The sequence below is a fragment of the Filifactor villosus genome (assembly GCF_042652965.1).
Taxonomy (GTDB): domain Bacteria; phylum Bacillota; class Clostridia; order Peptostreptococcales; family Filifactoraceae; genus Filifactor; species Filifactor villosus.
The window spans coordinates 51,371-70,047 of record NZ_JBHSHL010000005.1; the positions used below are offsets into that span (position 1 = coordinate 51,371).

At 45.7% G+C, this 18,677-nt stretch carries 15 protein-coding genes; all 15 read left to right on the forward strand.

From position 1 onward, the window contains the following. The first annotated feature begins 173 nt into the window (after window positions 1–173). Complete coding sequence (rpsF, locus tag ACFO4R_RS01750; protein ID WP_379787258.1) at window positions 174–461, forward strand: 30S ribosomal protein S6; 288 nt, start codon at window positions 174–176, stop codon at window positions 459–461. A gap of 17 nt (window positions 462–478) precedes the next feature. Further along, the gene (locus tag ACFO4R_RS01755; protein ID WP_379787260.1) at window positions 479–982 is read left to right on the forward strand and encodes a single-stranded DNA-binding protein; all 504 of its coding nucleotides are present in this window, start codon (window positions 479–481) and stop codon (window positions 980–982) included. 17 nt (window positions 983–999) lie between these two features. After that, window positions 1,000–1,233, forward strand: a complete 234-nt coding sequence (rpsR, locus tag ACFO4R_RS01760) for a 30S ribosomal protein S18 (RefSeq protein WP_379787261.1) — start codon at window positions 1,000–1,002, stop codon at window positions 1,231–1,233. 72 nt (window positions 1,234–1,305) lie between these two features. Next, entirely contained in the window at window positions 1,306–1,701 is a 396-nt protein-coding gene (locus ACFO4R_RS01765) for a hypothetical protein (protein ID WP_379787262.1), read from the forward strand. A gap of 337 nt (window positions 1,702–2,038) precedes the next feature. Continuing rightward, the gene (gene rbr, locus ACFO4R_RS01770; protein ID WP_379787263.1) at window positions 2,039–2,596 is read left to right on the forward strand and encodes a rubrerythrin; all 558 of its coding nucleotides are present in this window, start codon (window positions 2,039–2,041) and stop codon (window positions 2,594–2,596) included. A 179-nt stretch (window positions 2,597–2,775) separates the two neighbouring features. Then, a complete protein-coding gene (locus tag ACFO4R_RS01775; RefSeq protein ID WP_379787264.1) occupies window positions 2,776–5,592 on the forward strand; it encodes a UPF0182 family membrane protein in 2,817 nt (938 codons plus the stop codon). A 12-nt stretch (window positions 5,593–5,604) separates the two neighbouring features. Beyond that, entirely contained in the window at window positions 5,605–6,516 is a 912-nt protein-coding gene (gene murB / locus ACFO4R_RS01780) for a UDP-N-acetylmuramate dehydrogenase (RefSeq protein ID WP_379787265.1), read from the forward strand. Beyond that, window positions 6,500–7,240, forward strand: coding sequence for a PHP domain-containing protein (locus tag ACFO4R_RS01785; protein ID WP_379787266.1), 741 nt, complete (start codon window positions 6,500–6,502; stop codon window positions 7,238–7,240). The genes murB and ACFO4R_RS01785 overlap by 17 nt, the downstream gene beginning before the upstream one ends. A gap of 243 nt (window positions 7,241–7,483) precedes the next feature. Next, window positions 7,484–8,338: an RNase adapter RapZ gene (gene rapZ / locus ACFO4R_RS01790; RefSeq protein WP_379787267.1), complete on the forward strand. Its 855-nt coding sequence runs from the start codon at window positions 7,484–7,486 to the stop codon at window positions 8,336–8,338. 18 nt (window positions 8,339–8,356) lie between these two features. Continuing rightward, window positions 8,357–9,346: a gluconeogenesis factor YvcK family protein gene (locus ACFO4R_RS01795; RefSeq protein WP_379787268.1), complete on the forward strand. Its 990-nt coding sequence runs from the start codon at window positions 8,357–8,359 to the stop codon at window positions 9,344–9,346. A 79-nt stretch (window positions 9,347–9,425) separates the two neighbouring features. Beyond that, window positions 9,426–9,845 (forward strand): NUDIX hydrolase, encoded by a 420-nt coding sequence (locus tag ACFO4R_RS01800; protein WP_379787269.1) that lies wholly within the window; start codon window positions 9,426–9,428, stop codon window positions 9,843–9,845. Window positions 9,846–9,847: 2 nt separating this feature from the next. Next, window positions 9,848–10,843, forward strand: coding sequence for a DNA-binding protein WhiA (whiA, locus tag ACFO4R_RS01805; RefSeq protein ID WP_379787270.1), 996 nt, complete (start codon window positions 9,848–9,850; stop codon window positions 10,841–10,843). 71 nt (window positions 10,844–10,914) lie between these two features. Continuing rightward, entirely contained in the window at window positions 10,915–11,175 is a 261-nt protein-coding gene (locus ACFO4R_RS01810) for an HPr family phosphocarrier protein (protein WP_379787271.1), read from the forward strand. A gap of 673 nt (window positions 11,176–11,848) precedes the next feature. Beyond that, the gene (locus ACFO4R_RS01815; protein ID WP_379787272.1) at window positions 11,849–14,563 is read left to right on the forward strand and encodes a cation-translocating P-type ATPase; all 2,715 of its coding nucleotides are present in this window, start codon (window positions 11,849–11,851) and stop codon (window positions 14,561–14,563) included. A 270-nt stretch (window positions 14,564–14,833) separates the two neighbouring features. Further along, entirely contained in the window at window positions 14,834–18,145 is a 3,312-nt protein-coding gene (locus ACFO4R_RS01820; protein ID WP_379787273.1) for a Cna B-type domain-containing protein, read from the forward strand. Window positions 18,146–18,677: the final 532 nt, after the last annotated feature.

Below are 18,677 nucleotides of genomic sequence, written 5' to 3' on the forward strand. Positions count from 1 at the left end.
CGAAGAAATCTTTTGACAAAGAAAATCCCCCTGCACTATGCGGGGGGATTTTTTTCTTGCAAGGAAAGATATTTTGTGATAAACTAATTAAGTATGAAATTTCAATTCCATGTTGAAGTGATACATCTTTCTGCTCGAAAGAGCCGTTATAGTCCAAAGGGAGGTGAAGAGAAATGAGAAATTATGAACTGATCTATATTCTTAAACCGAATGTAGAAGAAGATGTGAAGGAAGCGGTGTTGGCAAAGGTAAAATCCGTAATCGAAGAAGGCAAGGGCGAGATCGACAAGGTTGATGTTTGGGGAAATCGCAAAATGGCTTACGAGATTGAAGATTTTACAGACGGATACTACGTATTGGTAGTATTCAAGGCGGATATCGATGTTCCGAAGGAAGTTGAGCGTAACTTGAAGATCAACGACAAAGTAATTCGTCAAATGATCGTTCATGTGGAAGCGTAAGAAAAGGATGGTTTGAGATGAATATTGCGATATTGATCGGACGATTGACCAGAGACCCTGAACTTCGCTATATTCCGTCTACCGGAAAGGCAGTATCCACATTTTCGATTGCGGTGGATCGAACCTATACTTCCAAAACGGGAGAGAAGATGACGGATTTTTTCAATATTGTCGTTTGGGGAAAAACAGCGGAAAACTGTGCCAACTACCTTGCAAAAGGAAGGCTTGTCGCTGTGAAGGGTTCCATTGAAAACAGAAGCTACGAGACACAAACCGGAGAAAAACGTTATGTGACCGAAATCGTAGCGGAAAACGTTCAGTTCCTTGAATGGGGCGATAGAAACCAAAGAAGTAACACACAGACCGGAGCGTCGTATCAGGAATATCAAGGTGGTCCTCAGAATGTATTCGAGCCGACAGGGTTCGCAGGAGCAGGTGCATCCGCACCGGCGACCTATCAGCCCAAGGGTCTGGATGAGGACGGATACCGAGAACTGGAAGACGATGACGTACCGTTCTAAGTAAAGGAGGGAAAATCATGGCATTCCAAAAAGGAAATGTAAGAAAGAGAAGAAAAGCGGATCCGTTTGCAGGAGATAAGATCAACCTTATCGACTACAAAGATGTTGCACTTTTGAGAAAATATATCTCCGAAAGAGGTAAAATTCTTCCCAGAAGAGTGACGGGAACATCTGCAAAAGCTCAAAGAAAGCTGACTCTAGCGATCAAACGTGCAAGAAACATTGCACTTTTGCCATATACAGTAGACTAGAAACAAGGTCTCAAAGGTCGATTGGCCTTTGAGATTTTTTATATGGAAGGATGGATTTTGAGGAGGGTAACGATGTACCAAAAAATTGGAGATGAAGTTTTGGATTCCGTTGAAGTAGCGAAAAAAATCGAAGAGAATACCCCTTTTCGCCTGATCAATGATTTGACCGGAGCAACGGGAAGAGAGGACGCCATAGGACTGCGTCTCGCTTGCAAAATCCGAGCGATTCCCGGTTTTGAGTCAAAAGCTCAACCGGATGAAGAAACTGTCAATGCAGCCATGGAAGCACTGGATGAATTTAGCTACATGGAATTAAAAAAGGTGTTGTATAACCGCTATGCCTATATGAGTTTCGCCTACGGTTATAATGAGGTTGAAGAGGACATCCTCTTTGTACTTGTTCTTATGCTTCGAGAGATCAAAGAAGCAAAACTGAAGGATGTTGTTAATCGACTCCTAAAACTTTAAAAACATTCCTAACCTCTAATAATTATCAGTTGATAATAAATATCGCAAAATAAAGTGTTTTAAAAAGAGTTGAGAGGGTATATAAAACACTGGAATACAAACGGTAATATGAAACATTGAAAAAAACATACAGCAAAAATACAAAAAAAGATTTTTTCACTTGACATTGTAATGATTTCATATTAAAATTGGTTCCAAGGGGATAGTTTGTTAATACTATGATTCGATGGAACTGCCGTATCTATGTAACGACCGATATAGTTTTGATGGGAAAAAGGTTACATCATAGGACAGTTTAAACGAAGAATAGGATAAAATGATTAGAGGGGGAATTGAAATGGAACTGAAAGGAATCAAGGAATTAAAAGGAACAAAAACTGAGCAAAACCTATGGAATGCGTTTGCAGGAGAATCTCAAGCGAGAAACAAATATACTTATTTTGCGTCTGCTGCAAGAAAAGAAGGATACAACCAAATTGCCGCTATTTTCGAAGAGACCGCAGGAAACGAGAGAGAGCATGCGAAGATGTGGTTCAAACTTCTTGACGGAATCAGCGAAGATACAAAGACCAACCTTTTAGCGGCAGCTGCAGGCGAGCATTACGAGTGGACGGATATGTATCCGACCATGGCGGAAGAAGCGGAAGCGGAAGGATTCAAGGATATTGCGAGAATGTTCCGCCAAGTAGCTGACATTGAAAAGACACACGAAGAACGATACAACACCTTGGCAAAGAATGTGGAAGAAGGAAAGGTATTTAAGAAAGAAGAGAAAATCAAGTGGCACTGTGCAAACTGCGGATTTATCTTTGAGGGAGCAAAAGCACCTGAGAGATGTCCTGTTTGTCAGCATCCGAAGGCATACTTTGAAGAATTGGCTACAAATTACCTATAAGAAAGAAGAGAGAACCGCCTTTATACAGGCGGTTTTTTTGTATCTTCCGGAAACGATATAATAAATCCGTCTTTTGTGATAAAATAGAACTGCAACGTGGTATAACAAAAAGTAGGAAGGTTTTATGACAACATAGTGAGCCTTGGATATAGATGAGGAAGATCGGGAGGAGAGCAGAGATGCATATGAGCTTGGAAGAGAGGAAGAGGATTTATCGAACGGGTGTTATCGTTCTTTGTTTGATATTTTTTGTAATAGGGATTTTTTATTCCGGAGTGGACTTTTTTGCCGATGTGGTTTGGTTTAGAACAGTCGGACATTTGGATACCTTTATACGTCGTTTTTTTGCACGTTTGTATTTGGGAGTTCCCATTCTACTTGTCCTTTTTGTGCTTTTTTCAGCCTACCTTATTCGCTCCTACAAACAGGGAGTGAAGTTATTCGGTTTTTTGATTGATAGCCGTGAAGAGAAGAATACACGAAAGTTCATCCTTTTTCTTTCGTTTTTTTTGGCACTGATTTTCAGCAATGGCATCAGTGCGGGAAACTGGAAGAAGATGTTGGAATTTTTACATTCCGTTCCCTTCGGGGTCAGTGATCCCGTGTTTCATCATGACATCGGTTTCTACATCTTCAAACTTCCGTTTTTGACCGAACTCTTTTCCTTTGCCTTAAATATGGTCATCATTGTGGGCTTTGTCAGTTTTTTCGGTATCTTTTGGTTGGGGCTGACTCATTCTTCACAATGGGAGAGGACCGAAGATGACGGAATCCGAACGTTATTTCCCAAGACAGGCAATATGGTGCTCAAGGATAAGATGATGGAGTTTTTGCAGTTGAAAGGTAGACGCTTTGTTGCGGTGTTCTTCCTCGCTTTTGCGATCAAAAACGTTTTGGGACAGTACAACCTCTTGTATTCCCCTCGGGGAGCGGTCTTCGGTGCGGGTTATACCGATGTTGCGGTCACTCTTTGGGTCTATCGGATCTCCGCTGTCCTTTCGACACTGATTGCGCTCTTCTTCCTGTTTAAAAAGAAGAACTTCAAGAAGGCGATCGCTCTGATGCTTTCGATTGTGATCCTGGTCAATCTCAGCGGCAAGATTATAGAAGAGGCGGTCCAGAGCATTGTCGTTTCGCCGAATGAATTGACGAAGGAACGACCCTATATCGAATATGCGATTGAATACACCAACAGGGCATATAACCTTGATAAAATCGAGGTTCGAGAGTTTGATCTGGAGGAGGATCTCGATGCAAAGAAGATCAACGACAATAAGGAAACCGTTCAGAATGTCAGCTTAAACGATTACCGCCCTACCAAGGAGGCCTTCAATCAGCTTCAGGGATTGAGGGGGTATTATTCCTTCCACGATGTCGATATCGACCGCTATGAACTCGACGGCAACCTCACCCAGGTTTTTCTGTCCGTTCGTGAGATGGATAAGACGAGGTTGGAGAACAAGGCTCAAAACTGGATCAACAGCAAGTTGAAATATACACACGGATACGGAATGGCGATGGCACCGGTCAACAAGCTCACTTCTTCGGGACAACCGCAGATGATTATGAAGAATGTTCCGGTCCATTCGCAGTACGAACAGCTCAAACTTGAGAAGCCTCAAGTATATTTCGGGGAGCTTACAAACGATTATGTTATCGTCAACACCAAGGAGAGTGAGTTTGACTATCCCAAGGGTGAGAGCAACGAGATGACCAAGTATGACGGAAGAGGAGGCATTTCTCTGGGATTTTGGAATCGTCTGCTCTTTTCGATCAAGGAGAGAGACTTCAAGTTGTTGATCTCCGGGAATATCAACACGGAGAGCAAGATCCTTGTCCATCGCAATGTCCTACAAAGAGTGGAGAAGATTGCTCCGTTTTTGGAGTTTGATGAAGATATCTATCCTGTTGTTCACAAGGGAAGGATCTACTATATCGTTGACGGATATACGGCATCTTCCAATTATCCGTACTCCGATACCTTTTCGCGTTTGAAGGAAGGAGAAGGAGCGGCTCGCCCCCTCGGCAAGGTCAAGCATGTCAACTATGCACGCAATTCCTTCAAGGTCGTCGTGGATACCTATGACGGAACCGTGGACTTCTACCTTGTCGATGAGAAGGACCCCATGGTGAGGACCTATGCCGAGATCTTCCCCAAACTGTTTAAGCCCATGACGGAGATGCCTGAGGAGATCAAAGCGCACCTTCGCTATCCGCAGACCCTCTTCGACATCCAGTCTCAGGTCTATGCGACCTACCATATGAAGGATCCCCAAGTCTTCTACAACAGAGAGGATAAGTGGGATATTCCCATGGAGGAGTATTCGGGGGAGACGAGGATGATGGAGTCCATTTACAGCACTTACCGCATCCCAAAGGAGGAGAGGGCGGAGTTTCTGCTCAGCATCCCCTATACACCGAAGTTTAAGCAGAACCTAACGGGGCTTTTGATCGCTCGAAACGACGGCGAAAATTACGGCAAACTCCTCCTCTACAAGATGCCGAAGGACAAAATCGTCATAGGACCTCAGCAGATGGAGGGCAAGTTCAACAACAACGATAAGATCTCCAAAGATCTCTCTCTTTGGAATTCGAGAGGCTCGGAGGTATTGAGGGGTCATATCCTGACCGTTCCGATCGACAATTCTCTCCTCTATATCGAACCGCTCTACATCAGGGCGGCAGGGGAGAATGCGATTCCCGAGGTAAAGAGGATCCTGATCGGATACAAGGATAAGATCGTGATGGAAGAGACCTTGGATAAAGCTTTGAAGGCCATCTTCGATGAGGACGCAGAAGGGCAAGAGATCTCTCTTCCCGAGGAGGTCCGGGAAGCAGAAGTTCAAACTCCTCCTCAGTCTTCGGATGAGGTCATAAGCAGTGCACTACGAGCCTATGAAGAGGCGCAGGCGGCTTTGCAGGAGGGCTCTCTTGCCGAGTATCAGAAGAAAGTCGATGAAATGGGTGAGCTCTTGAAGAGTTTGGAATACAGATAGAAGGAGAATGATATGCAAACGAGGATATTGACGATATTGGAAGAAGTGTTGGACAGGGAGGAGATTCTTCAGGACGAGTCTATGAAGCTGCACACCTCCTTTCATATCGGAGGCAAGGCGGACTACTTTGTATCTCCGTCCTGTGAAGAGAAGGTCAGAACATTGATCTTGAGACTGAAGGAAGAAGGGATCCCCTATCTTGTGATGGGTAACGGCAGCAATCTCCTGGTAAGAGACAAGGGAATCCGCGGAGTGGTAGTGCGGATCGGTCAGAACCTGAGCAGCTACTCCATAGAGGGGGAAGAGGTCTATGCAGAGGCGGGACTTCTCCTCTCCGGCCTTTCCAAGCACATTCTTGCAGAGAGTCTTGAGGGCTTCGAGTTTGCAAGCGGAATACCGGGGACGGTAGGAGGAGCAATGACGATGAACGCCGGAGCTTACGGCGGAGAGATGAAAGATATTGTGAAGGCGGTACGCGTCTTGGATTCAAACGGAGAGATTCGAGAGATCCCCGGAGAAGATATGAAATTCGGCTATCGAAGGAGCAGGGTAATAGAAGACGGTCTTGTCGTTTTGGGAACGCGATTTCTTTTGAAGAAGGGAAGCTATGAGCAGATCCGTTCCAAGATAGAGGACTTTACTCACAGGAGAAATACCAAACAACCGGTAGCGGACTATTCTGCAGGCTCGACCTTTAAGCGGCCGGAGGGGCATTTTGCGGGCAAGCTGATCGACGATGCGGGCCTCAGAGGAATCCGTCACAAAGATGCTCAGGTTTCTCAGTTGCACTGCGGGTTTGTCATCAACAAGGCAGAAGCAAGTTGTGAAGATGTGTTGGAGCTCATTCGTTTTGTAAAAAAAACAGTCTATGATAGGTTTAACGTAGAGTTGGAAGAAGAGGTAAAAATTGTCGGAGAAGAGTAAAACGTGGATACAGACGGCGGAATACCATACACATACCTTTTATAGTGACGGTAAGAGTACGATGGAAGACAATGTAATCGCAGCTCGAAACTGCGGGATCAAAACGATCGGTATCTCCGATCACGGATATCGTCATATGGGTTTCGGAGTTTCTTACAGAGATTATCCGAAGATGAAGGATGAGGTGTTGAAGTTGAGGGACAAATATCCCGATATGGAGATCCTGCTCGGAGTGGAAGCCAATATCCTCGACGATACGGGTTTGATTGATGTCGATGACTACATCCTGAGGTATGTGGATTATGTGATGGCAGGCTATCACTTCGGCTCCTCCATCACGAAACCGCGGGGATTGCGAAATCATGTTTGCAACTTTATCAAGCCCTTGAAGCGTTTTGAGGTCGATTACAATACAAGGGCGTTGATCAATGCAATGAAGCAAAACGACCTGTTTATCCTTACTCATCCGGGAGATAAGGGGGATATCGATACCAAAGAGGTAGCCAAGGTTGCGATGGAGACGGGTACGATATTGGAGATCAACACTCACCACGCCAATCTTTCCGCCGCTCAGCTGAGTCTGATCAAGGATTGGGATCTCAAATTCAGTGTGGGAGCCGATGCCCATCGCAGCGAGCATATAGGAAATTTGGAGGTCGCGCTCAAAAACATCCGGGAGGCGGGACTGTCCTTGGATAAGGTGATAAACCTAAAAGAGGACTAGTGTAGCGGCACGTTGAAATTCACGGTAATTTCGACTTTGATATGAATTCTTTCGGTTTATAACCGAGATAAGAAATAAAGCTAAATATCAATATGTCAGGACACTAGTACAAAAGAACAGTATTTTATAGTGTGGAAGTTCTATAGATTTTGTGACAGGAAGGCAGGTGAGAGAAACAGTGAACAGAGGTTTTGCCGTCTATCTTGCACAGACGTATATCAGTAATAGGCAAGGAGAAAGAAATTGAATACCGTAATTGTAACCGGGCTTTCCGGCTCGGGAAAAAGTGAAGCAATGAACATATTTGAGGATATCGGCTACTATTGTATCGACAATATGCCGCCCCTCTTGATCGAAAAGTTCAGGGAGCTCAGTCGCAATTCCTTTGAGCAGGAGAAGACGGCGTTGGGAGTCGATATTCGGGGTTACCGATTTTTTGAGGACTTTCGAGCGATGGAGGAGTTTCTCAGTGAAGAAAAGGGGGATATCAAGATCCTCTTTTTGGAAGCGAGGGAAGACATTCTTGTAAGGCGTTACAAGATGTCGAGGCGAAGCCATCCGCTCTCGGCGAATCAGACGATGTTGGAAGCGATCCGTCAGGAGAGGGAGATCCTTCTTCCCTTAAGAGAGAGGGCCGATTATATCATCGATACCAGCGATACCGACATTCATATTCTAAGAGAGAAGATCTTGGAGTTTTGTCGTGATAAGGATGAGAAGAAAGCCTTTCATCTCATCATCAACTCCTTCGGTTTTAAGCACGGGATCCCCATCGATGCCGACCTTGTCTTCGACGTGAGGTTCCTGCCCAACCCTTACTATATTCCTCAGCTCAAGGAGCGTACGGGCAATGAGAAGGAGGTCCAGGACTACGTGATGAACTCTGAGGTCAGCGTCGAATTCGTCCGAAGGCTCGAGGATATGATGGATTTTTTGATACCGAACTATATGAAGGAAGGCAAGACGCAACTTGTGGTTTCGATCGGATGTACGGGAGGCAGACACCGTTCGGTCACCGTTGCCAACAAATTGTATGAGTACTTGGATAAGAGCGGATACAGGGCGTCCATTCATCATAGGGATGCCTCAAAACATTGATTTGGGGGAAGAAGGGCTATGAAAAAAATCAAAAAGAAGGTTGTCGTCCTCGGAGGAGGAACGGGGCAGGGAAATCTGCTCAGGGGGTTTAAGAACAAAGATGATGTGGACTTGACGGCGGTAGTCGCCGTATCCGACGACGGAGGAGGTTCGGGAACGATAAGGACGGAAATGAGGATGTTGCCGCCGGGAGATATCCGAAACTGTTTGATCTCGCTGTCCAATATGGATCCCACTATGGAAAAATTGATGAATCACCGGTTTGCTTACGGGAGTTTGAAGGGACAGAACTTCGGCAACCTTTTTATTTTGGCCCTGAACGAGATCTTCGGAGACTTTCAGATCGCTATTGATCAGGTATCGGAGATGATATCGGTAAGAGGCAAGGTCCTTCCCGCTTCTCCCGAGATGATCAGATTGATGGCGGTTCTTGAGAACGACAACGTCGTTATCGGAGAATCCCAGATCGCAAGAACCTGTCTGGAGCAGAGCACCCATGTCAAAAAAATTGAGATTATACCGGAAAAGCCGGAGGCGACCGCGCAAGTCTTGGAACACATCCAAGAAGCTGATATCATCATCATCGGTCCGGGAAGTCTTTACACCAGTTTGCTGCCCAACCTTCTGATTCCCGAAATCAAAGAAGCCATTCTAAAAAGTTCGGCAAAAAAGGTATATATCTGCAATTTAATGACCGAAAACGGAGAAACCGATCACCTCGACATTTATCAACATGTGGAACTTATTCAAAAGACCCTCGACTACCATCTACAGTATGTAGTGATCAATACCTCCCCTATTTCAGCTGAGATACAACATAATTATGACAGGGAGCAAAAGACCATCCTCTATCCGGCTGCGGAAGATATCCGCAGGATGAATGAGATCGGGGTCCAGAGTATTCGGGGAGAATTTGCCGTGGAGACCGATTACGGAGCCATGATGCACGACAGCGACAAGGTGGTGCGGACCATACTTAAACTTCTTCAAAGCCGGCGTTCTCAATGAATAGCGAAAAAGATAGCAAAAAGGTAAGATATAGGATATAATAATAACAAATAGTATCATTTAGGAAGGATAGAGGAATTTGTTAAAAGAAGAGATAAGTTCCGGAGGAGTCGTCGTCTTCAATAATGCCATCCTGCTTTTAAAGAAGTTCAACGGAGACTGGGTCTTGCCCAAGGGAAAGATCGAAGAAGGAGAGTCTTCGAAGGATGCCGCATTGCGGGAAGTCTTTGAAGAGGGCGGAGTAAGAGCCGAAATCAAGGAGTATCTGGGTGAGATTCACTATACCTACAAGGAAAATTGGGACGAGAACAGACCGGTGCATAAGACCGTACATTGGTATCTTATGACCTGTAAGAATATGGAAACGACACCTCAGAAGGAAGAAGGCTTTGTGGAAGCCAAGTTCATCCATTTCAATCAAGTCTTATCCCTTGCCAAATACAATGATGAGACTGCCATCATTGAAGTGGCGTTAAAGAAAATAAAGAGCAGGAGATAGAGATGTCTTTTTCTACGGAAGTAAAAAACAACTTGGCGAGGATTATCCCGGAGACCAAGGAGCAACAGATCAGTGAGCTTTCCGGGATTATTCGCATGGGCGGAAAGATCCGTTTTGTGGGAGGAGGTCTTCTCTCTTTCGTCATTACGATAGAGAACCCTGCGGTCAGCAGGAAGATCGTGCGTATCGTCAAGAAGTGTTTTGCCTTGAATATGCGCATCAGCGTCAACAAAAACGAGAACCTCAAAAAGAGGCTCTATACGATGGAAGTCATCGACAGGAAGAGGGGCAATGACATTCTCTTGAAGACCGGACTGATTGAGAAGGACGGAGAGTATTTTCGCTTGACCAGTTCCATACCGCCCTTTGTTTTGAGGTCCGAGATGAACAGCAAGGCCTATATCCGAGGTGCCTTTATCGGAGGAGGTTCGGCAACCGATCCCGGCAAGTCCTACCACATCGAATTTGTGACGGGGGACGATGAATTCAGCGGGAATTTTAAGCAACTCCTGCAGAGCCTTCAACTTAGAGCGAATGTAACGAGGAGAAAGAACAACAACGTCATTTACATCAAAGACAGCAACGACATCTCAGATCTTTTGACCCTGATGGGCGACTACGAAAACACCTTCCTGATCGAAAATGTAAAAGCGAAAAAAGAAGTTCGAAACAAGGTGAACCGAATGGTAAACTGTGAAACGGCAAACCTCTATAAGGTTGTAAAGTCATCGGTTCAACATGTGGAGAGCATTGATTATATAAAAAATACCGTAGGCCTAAAAGCTTTGCCGGACGAACTTCGGATCGTGGCTGAAGCAAGGTTGGAGAATCGATACTCGAGCCTTAAGGAACTTGCCGATATGCTGGGAGGCTCCTTGGGACGCTCGGGGGTGAACCACCGATTGAAGAAGATACAGGCCTTTGCCGACAAACTTAGGGAAGAGGACCTTCGATCAGGCGATGGAGCACCCTCCTCAATGAAGAAAGGCACACGATAGCATCAAAACGACACAATCGGTAGATAGTACTATGGCAAATATAAGGAAGATCTTAGATAGGAGAGGAAACTATGTTAGTCAATACATTTGAAATTAAGAGCAAAGGAGGCTTGCATGCAAGACCTGCAGCTTTGTTCGTACAGGAGTGCAACAATTTTGAATCGGAGATCGAGGTTCAAAAGGGACAACACCGTATCAACGGCAAATCTATTATAGGAGTGATGGCCTTGGCGGTGGAAACCGGAGAGAGCATTGAGGTCTTTGTGGAAGGACCTGACGAGGAAGAGGCTATGAAGGCGATTGAAGCTTTTTTGGCCAAACAGGTCGACTAGAGAACTGCCGAAAACGGTACCGAAAAACCCCTGAGAGTATTGTAAAAGCCGATGACTTGACAATACTCTTTTTTTATTATACCTATGGATGCAAGAAGGATTACTGTTGTCTATTGGAATTGAAAGATTGAATGCGTTGGAGCTTATCGTCCTTCCAATGATTTTTGGGTAAGGATCTATGTTTTATACTATTTTTCAATAGAAGTGTGGATATATCTATTTTTCCATGACGAAAAACTATGTTGTCTTCTATGGGCCACAGATTAGTTATATCTACAATTCAAAGGAAGAATAGTATAATACTACTCTCCGCTGGCAGTCCAGTCCTATCCGTTTTGTCGCCGCAAACATTCGTTTTCTCTTTTGTAAAGAAAAAATCGGTGTTATCGGGAATTCAAATGACGAACAAGATAAGGAGACATCGGACAAAGGCAAGCTGTAAACAAACTGTAATGATATGTAATGATATCGGTATGGACTTGATACAAGTTTTGTTAAGCCCTCGCTTTTCATATCAATAGGGAGGGAGTTCAAGAAGGCGGGAGTTCTCAATCGAACAAAAAAACAAAGACCTGCCTTTTAACTGTCCGAAAATAGGGTATAAACATAACGTATGCAATAAAACAGGTTTTGAAAACGGAGCGTTTTCGGATGAGCAGCGAAGGGAGATCATATGGAAAAACAACTGTGGTACCAAAAAACAGTTCAGGAAGTCCTGGACCATTTCGGGGTTGATAAAATGAGCGGGCTAAGCGAGGAGAAGGTCCGTGACAATACACAGAAGTACGGACTGAACAAGTTGAAGGAAGAGAAGAAAAAAGGCTTTATATCGAAGCTGATCGATCAGTTTAAAGATTTTTTGGTGCTGATCCTGCTGTTTGCAAGCGTGGTGTCCTTCGCGGTCGGAGAGAGGACCGATGCACTCATCATTATTGCCATCGTGCTTGTAAATGCGCTTCTCGGTCTGTATCAGGAAGGAAAAGCGGAGGAGGCGATCGAGGCTCTTCAAAAGATGGCGGCGCCCAATGCCAATGTTCTTCGTGACGGTCATCCGATGTCGGTACCTGCGGAACATCTTGTGCCGGGAGATATTGTCATCTTGGAGACCGGAGACATTGTTCCCGCCGATCTGAGATTGATTGAGAGTGCAAACCTGAAGATAGAAGAGGCATCGCTGACCGGAGAGTCCGTCTCTGTAGAGAAGTCGGCAGAGGTGTCTTACGATAGAGATATCCAATTGGGAGATCGCGAGAATATGGCGTTTTCTTCCACAATACTGACCTACGGTCGAGGTAAGGGAGTTGTTGTAGAAACCGGACATAGCACGGAGATCGGAAAGATTGCCAGTATGATCCAGAGCTACGAGACAGAGCAGACTCCATTGCAGAAGAAGCTGGCAAAACTCGGAAAAGACTTGGGGATCATCGTACTTGTCGTCTGTGCCCTTGTCTTCGGTATCGGAGTGATCCGAAAACTTCCCATGTTGGAGATGTTTATGACCTCCGTCAGTTTGGCGGTCGCAGCTATTCCGGAGGGATTACCTGCCATCGTTACCGTGGTTCTGTCACTGGGGATGAGCAGGATGGCACAGAAGAATGCGATCGTAAAGAAACTTCCCGCAGTGGAAACCCTCGGAACGACCACCGTCATATGCTCGGATAAGACCGGAACTTTGACACAAAATGAGATGACAGTCGTAAAGGTCTATGTTGATGCAAAGATCTTGGAGGTGGAAGGCACCGGCTACAGCCTTGAAGGTAAGATCAAGGATGGAGATGAGGAAGCGGTGCCGGAGAAGGTACCTTCTTTGGAGAGACTTTTGGAGATCGCCTTGCTTGCCAACGATGCCAAACTTAAGAAAACAGAAGGAGATGCTTTGGGCGTTATGGGCGATCCTACGGAAGGAGCCCTTCTCACTCTTGCGGGAAAGAAGAAGATGCTTCAGGACGAGTTCAACGCGAAGTATGCTCGTTTGAACGAACTTCCCTTTGACTCCGACAGGAAGATGATGACGACTTTCCATGAGAATATCGGCTCCGACAGAGTGGTTTCATTCACGAAGGGTGCACCCGACGTCGTGTTGTCCCACAGCTCGTTCCTCCTTCAACAGGGAGAGAAACTTCCCTTGACGAAGGAACTTAGAGAAGAGATCCTCAAGATCAATAGCGGTTTTGCAAGCAAGGCCCTGCGTGTTCTTGCAATGGCATACAGAAGTTATGAACAGATGCCGACGGATATCAGTATAGAAACGATAGAGAAAGACATGGTCTTTGTAGGTATGGTCGGGATGATCGACCCCGCTCGCTCCGAAGCGAAAGAAGCGATCAAGCTGTGTAAGAAGGCAGGCATCATCCCCGTTATGATAACCGGAGACTATAAGGAAACTGCCTTTGCCATCGGAAAAGAGCTTGGAATGGTTGAGGACATCTCACAGGCTATCATGGGAGAGGAGCTCGACTCCTATACTCCCGAGCAGATGAGAGAACTTGTAAAGGACAAAAGGGTCTATGCGCGGGTTTCTCCCGAACACAAGGTGAAGATCGTCACCGCCTTGAAGGAGAACGGTCATATTACGGCGATGACGGGAGACGGAGTCAACGATGCACTTGCAATAAAGAGGGCCGATATCGGAATTGCAATGGGTATTACCGGGACCGATGTCGCCAAGAATACGGCGGAGGTCATACTGACCGACGATAACTTTGCTTCCATTGTAGAGGCGGTAAGACAGGGAAGGATCATTTATTCCAATATCAAGAAGTTCGTTTCCTTCCTCTTGTCCTGTAATATAGGAGAAATTTTGATCGTACTTTTGAGTATTGTTATGAAGTGGCCGATCCCGCTTCTTCCTATCCAGCTCTTGTGGCTCAACCTTGTCACCGACAGTTTTCCGGCACTTGCCTTGGGTGTGGAGCAGGGAGAAAGTGAGATCATGGAGATTCCGCCCAGAGATCCGGACGAACCCGTGCTTGACAAGATGACCTTCCAAAGGGTCGTGATCCAGAGTGCGGCGCTTTGTATAGCGATCTTGGGAGCGTATTACTACGGCTTGAGACATTTTGGAGAGCATTTGGAGGGAGCCAGAACAATTGCCTTTGTAACCTTGATTATGGCGGAATTGCTTCGTTCTTATTCGGCGAGGTCTCAAAGACACACCATCTTTGAGATCGGCATCTTCTCCAACAGGGCCTTGGTGATGGGAACGGCATTTTCGTTTGTTATGATGATGGTGGTCATCTATGTACCCTTCTTACAGACGCTGTTTAAGACTGTACCTCTGGGGATGAAGGAGTGGAGTCTTGTTCTGCCCTTTGCCTTGATCCCGTTTGTTGTGGGAGAAGGATATAAGATTTTTGTACGCAGAAATAAAAGTGAACAGTCCCTGTAAGATCGGGGTAAGATAGACTTCGGATATCGGAAGTGGATATATCGGGCAAACGCTTTGCGGAATAAAGATGGAAGAAGAGTTTCATCTTCATTCCGGTGGACCGAACTTGAGGAAACACAGATTTTTATTCTGTTTGGCCAAGCAAGCCTGTCGCACTTGCAGGAGTTATCCTCAACCTGTTACAAGGGTATTTCATTTGAAAAAAGGACGGAGAAGGACCTTTGAACAGGTGTTTTATGTAGGAAGAAAGGTATAGGGAAGATTGTGAATATGAAATTAAGAAGACTTATGGTAGCCTTATTGACGCTGTTGACGCTGGTCGCATCGTCGTTGTCCGACCTCTCTTTTGTAGAGGCGCAGACACAACCGAAGAAATTGGAGAACGTTGTGACGGACTTCAAGATGGTAAATCTTGTAGGGCAACCGGTACAACATACGAACCATAAGTATAAGATGGTGATCAACGGTCCTTATGCGATCACGACCAAGTTTAATTTGGATGCGTACAACGGGAATCTAAACGATGGAGATTTCTTTGAAATAAGCGTAGGAGAAGGGTTCTCGATGCAGTCAGGAGGAGTGGAACTTAAGGTCAATCTTAGGAACGGACAACAACTGGCGATTGCGGATCTTGCTTTCGTGTCCAATGGAGGAGTAGATGGAGGTAAGGCGGTTGTTACACTCAAGAATTTGGAACAGTATAGGAACCTCCAGGGTTATGATATGGTCAAGAACATCTACGGGAATGTCAATATTTCGGTAAAGACGGGCCCTTCTCCCGTTGACAATAAGGTTGTTCCCATAGGTGGAGTGACGGGTGTATCTCAGATCGAGATCACCACTGCGAGAAATGTCTCCAACCCTATAGCAGTCAATGGAGAGATCCTTCGTAAGCGTGGAGGAGAAGTAAGGGGAGGAGCGGAAGGAACGTACGACTCTCCCGCCTTGGGCAAGAGAGGACAGCATGCCCATCTTTGGTCACTTGCGATCAACAGAGCGGAAAGGGAGTTCGATACGCTTACGGTCATCGACAACATCTCTCGAGAAGGAGCTCCCATGCAGTTTATCCCCGAGAAGATAAGGCTGCTTAAGGGGGAATATGAACCGGACACATACAATATTAGAAATATCCAAACCTTGGTAAAAGACAGGGATTATACCATAGAGTATCTGGACAATTTTACGACCTTTAAATTGACCATACCCAATTCCGGAAAAGGTCAGTATGCCTTCATCTACTATACGACCGCTCCCTTGGACGGATCCAATGTAGGCAACGAGGCCCTTATCCAAGATAACGGTCAGACCCTTCGTCCGAGAAACGGAGCTACGGGAGATAAGATCAGTGCTCACTCGGTAAGCAAGGATCTTCAGGGCGGAAGCATTGCCATTGATGTATCCAACCGAATTTTTCTCTACAAGGTTGATGAAGATGATATGACAAAGGGATTGGCGGGAGCTGTGTTTACGATAAAAAATACGGCGAATGCAGAGGAGCCCATTGAGCTTGCTCCTACAAACGAAAGAGGCTTCACCTATACGGAGCACAAGCTTCCCAACGGAATCTATGAAATCGAAGAGAAGACGGCTCCTCTCGGATATGAGAGAAACCCTGAAAAGCTTACCGTAACACTGGGAAGCAGCGGGATTACCAGAACGATCACAAATAAGAAGAGACAGATTCCGCTTATAGCGATCAATGTAGAAAAACAGTGGGTCGCGGGAGCGGAGGATGCCAAGCCTGAGAGCATTACCTTGAGGTTGAAGGAAAACGGAGAATTTAAGGGCAAAACTCTCGAGTTGAGGGCGGATGCACAGTGGAAGGGACGTTTTGAGAACCTTCCCAAGACAGACGATCGGCATATGGACATTGCCTATGAGGTCGAAGAAGTCGGCGTAGCAGGTTATAAGGGGGAGGTAAGTGTCCTTGATGAGACCGATGTACTGATTACCAATACAAAAACCGTCGATCTTTCGGTAAGAAAAGAGTGGGAACTGACGCTGGGTGAAACAACTCCCCTTGATGAAATTACCGTGGTGCTAAAGCCCGGAGATAAGGAACTGGTATTGAAGGCACAGAACGGGTGGCAGGGAAGTTTTGATTCCCTTCCCAAATATATGCCGAGCGGAGAAGTCATTTCCTATACCATTGAAGAAAAAGATATTCCTCAAGGTTATCGTGCAGTTATCACAGGAGATATGGAGAACGGCTTCCTGGTAAAAAATGAAAAGGAGCCTCCTGCAACCAAGGATATCCACATCCGCAAAGAGTGGGTAGGAGATATTGCAGGTCCTGTGACCATAGCCCTGCTCAAGAACGGGCAGGCGGAAGGCACCGAATTCGTTTTGGATGAAAACAACCGGTGGCAGGGTGTGTTTGCAAACCTTCCTCGGAAGGATGACGGAGGAAACGTTATTGATTACAGTGTGGAAGAAGTCGACGTTCCTTCGGGCTATGATGTCCATGTAAGAATCAATGATGAGGTAAACGGATTTTTGATTACCAATACAAAGAGGGCGGATCATAACGGAGGCGGTGGAACAAGTCCCGATCCCGACAACCCGGGAACAAACCCGAATACGCCGGGAGATTCAAACAATCCGGGAACAAATCCGAATACGCCGGGAGATTCAAACAATCCGGGAACAAACCCGAATACACCGGGAGATTCAAACAGTCCGGGAACGAATCCGAATACACCGGGGGATTCGAACAGTCCGGGAACAAACCCGAATACGCCGGGAGATTCAAACAATCCGGGAACAAACCCGAATACACCGGGAGATTCAAACAGTCCGGGAACGAATCCGAATACACCGGGGGATTCGAACAGTCCGGGAACAAACCCGAATACGCCGGGGGATTCGAGCAATCCGGGAACAAACCCGAATACGCCGGGGGATTCGAGCAATCCGGGAACAAACCCGAATACGCCGGGAGATTCGAACAATCCGGGAACGAATCCGAATACGCCGGGAGATTCGAGCAATCCGGGAACGAATCCGAATACTCCGGGAGATTCGAGCAATCCGGGAACGAATCCGAATACACCGGGGGATTCGAGCAATCCGGGAACGAATCCGAATACTCCGGGGGATCAAAACGGTACGGATCACTCGAATCGTGATGATAGAGAAGACCGAAGTGACAGGGAAGACCGAGTTGATCACGCAGGAGACAGGGATATGTCCGAGTACGGATCAACATCGGACAATCCTATAAGCACAGGAACGCTTACAACGGAAGAAGTCGTATCTCGTCCTACAAACGACAACAACTCTCAGGAAGAAGTGGTATCTGCAAGAACGGATAAGGAAGCACGGGAAGTCCTTTCGAATCAAAGAGAAGGGGAACAAACCGAACATGCGGCATCCAAACAGATAAAAGAACAGACGAAAAAGACAAACAAACTTCAAACAGCTCCTGAATCTGCAGGTGTAGTTCGGGAGGCGAAGGCAAATCGCGTAAGAAGAACTGTTCCTAAGACAGGTGTGTTGGACAATGTGGGAATGCCGTTCGCGTTCTCGGCGATTCCGGGATTATTGTTGTTGGTCTTCGGTTTGAGAAGAAAATATAAATAACAAAGATGGTTTTTAGTAAGAAAGCACCGATTCAGTTCGGGTGGATGCGGAAGTATGTTTTTGAGAGAATACGGTTATTTATTTACATGACAGTGCGTTCTGTCTTGGTAGGAGATAAAGCGAAATGTTCGTCATCTCAGGATAAATGGAACAATACTTCTATCGCAGAATAGTATAAGGCTTTGCCTGTACATCGGTAAAAACTCGAAAACGAATGTTCACAACGACCATTTTGGAAAGACACCTGATAGGGGAAAGGCATGCGGATTTCGCATGCCTTTTTGTCGGGATGACAGTCATACATTTATCTGTAATACTATTCTCCAAGAGAAGTATGGATATATCCGTTTTGTAAACACAAACATTCGTTTCCTCTTTCACGGAGTACAAATCGGCATCATCCGTAATTCATACGATTTTTCAATAGAAGTATGGATATATCTGTTTTTCAACCTATGAAAAATTGGTTTATCTTCTATGGTCGCAGGTCGTTTATATCCACAACTCAAAAGAAGAATAGTATCAAATGAAA

What these genes read in the sequence shown, in the direction of transcription:
- rpsF (WP_379787258.1), top strand. Translation starts at nt 174, where the DNA reads ATGAGAAATTATGAACTGATCTATATTCTTAAACCGAATGTAGAAGAA.
- ACFO4R_RS01755 (WP_379787260.1), top strand. Translation starts at nt 479, where the DNA reads ATGAATATTGCGATATTGATCGGACGATTGACCAGAGACCCTGAACTT.
- rpsR (WP_379787261.1), top strand. Translation starts at nt 1,000, where the DNA reads ATGGCATTCCAAAAAGGAAATGTAAGAAAGAGAAGAAAAGCGGATCCG.
- ACFO4R_RS01765 (WP_379787262.1), top strand. Translation starts at nt 1,306, where the DNA reads ATGTACCAAAAAATTGGAGATGAAGTTTTGGATTCCGTTGAAGTAGCG.
- rbr (WP_379787263.1), top strand. Translation starts at nt 2,039, where the DNA reads ATGGAACTGAAAGGAATCAAGGAATTAAAAGGAACAAAAACTGAGCAA.
- ACFO4R_RS01775 (WP_379787264.1), top strand. Translation starts at nt 2,776, where the DNA reads ATGCATATGAGCTTGGAAGAGAGGAAGAGGATTTATCGAACGGGTGTT.
- murB (WP_379787265.1), top strand. Translation starts at nt 5,605, where the DNA reads ATGCAAACGAGGATATTGACGATATTGGAAGAAGTGTTGGACAGGGAG.
- ACFO4R_RS01795 (WP_379787268.1), top strand. Translation starts at nt 8,357, where the DNA reads ATGAAAAAAATCAAAAAGAAGGTTGTCGTCCTCGGAGGAGGAACGGGG.
- whiA (WP_379787270.1), top strand. Translation starts at nt 9,848, where the DNA reads ATGTCTTTTTCTACGGAAGTAAAAAACAACTTGGCGAGGATTATCCCG.
- ACFO4R_RS01810 (WP_379787271.1), top strand. Translation starts at nt 10,915, where the DNA reads ATGTTAGTCAATACATTTGAAATTAAGAGCAAAGGAGGCTTGCATGCA.
- ACFO4R_RS01815 (WP_379787272.1), top strand. Translation starts at nt 11,849, where the DNA reads ATGGAAAAACAACTGTGGTACCAAAAAACAGTTCAGGAAGTCCTGGAC.
- ACFO4R_RS01820 (WP_379787273.1), top strand. Translation starts at nt 14,834, where the DNA reads ATGAAATTAAGAAGACTTATGGTAGCCTTATTGACGCTGTTGACGCTG.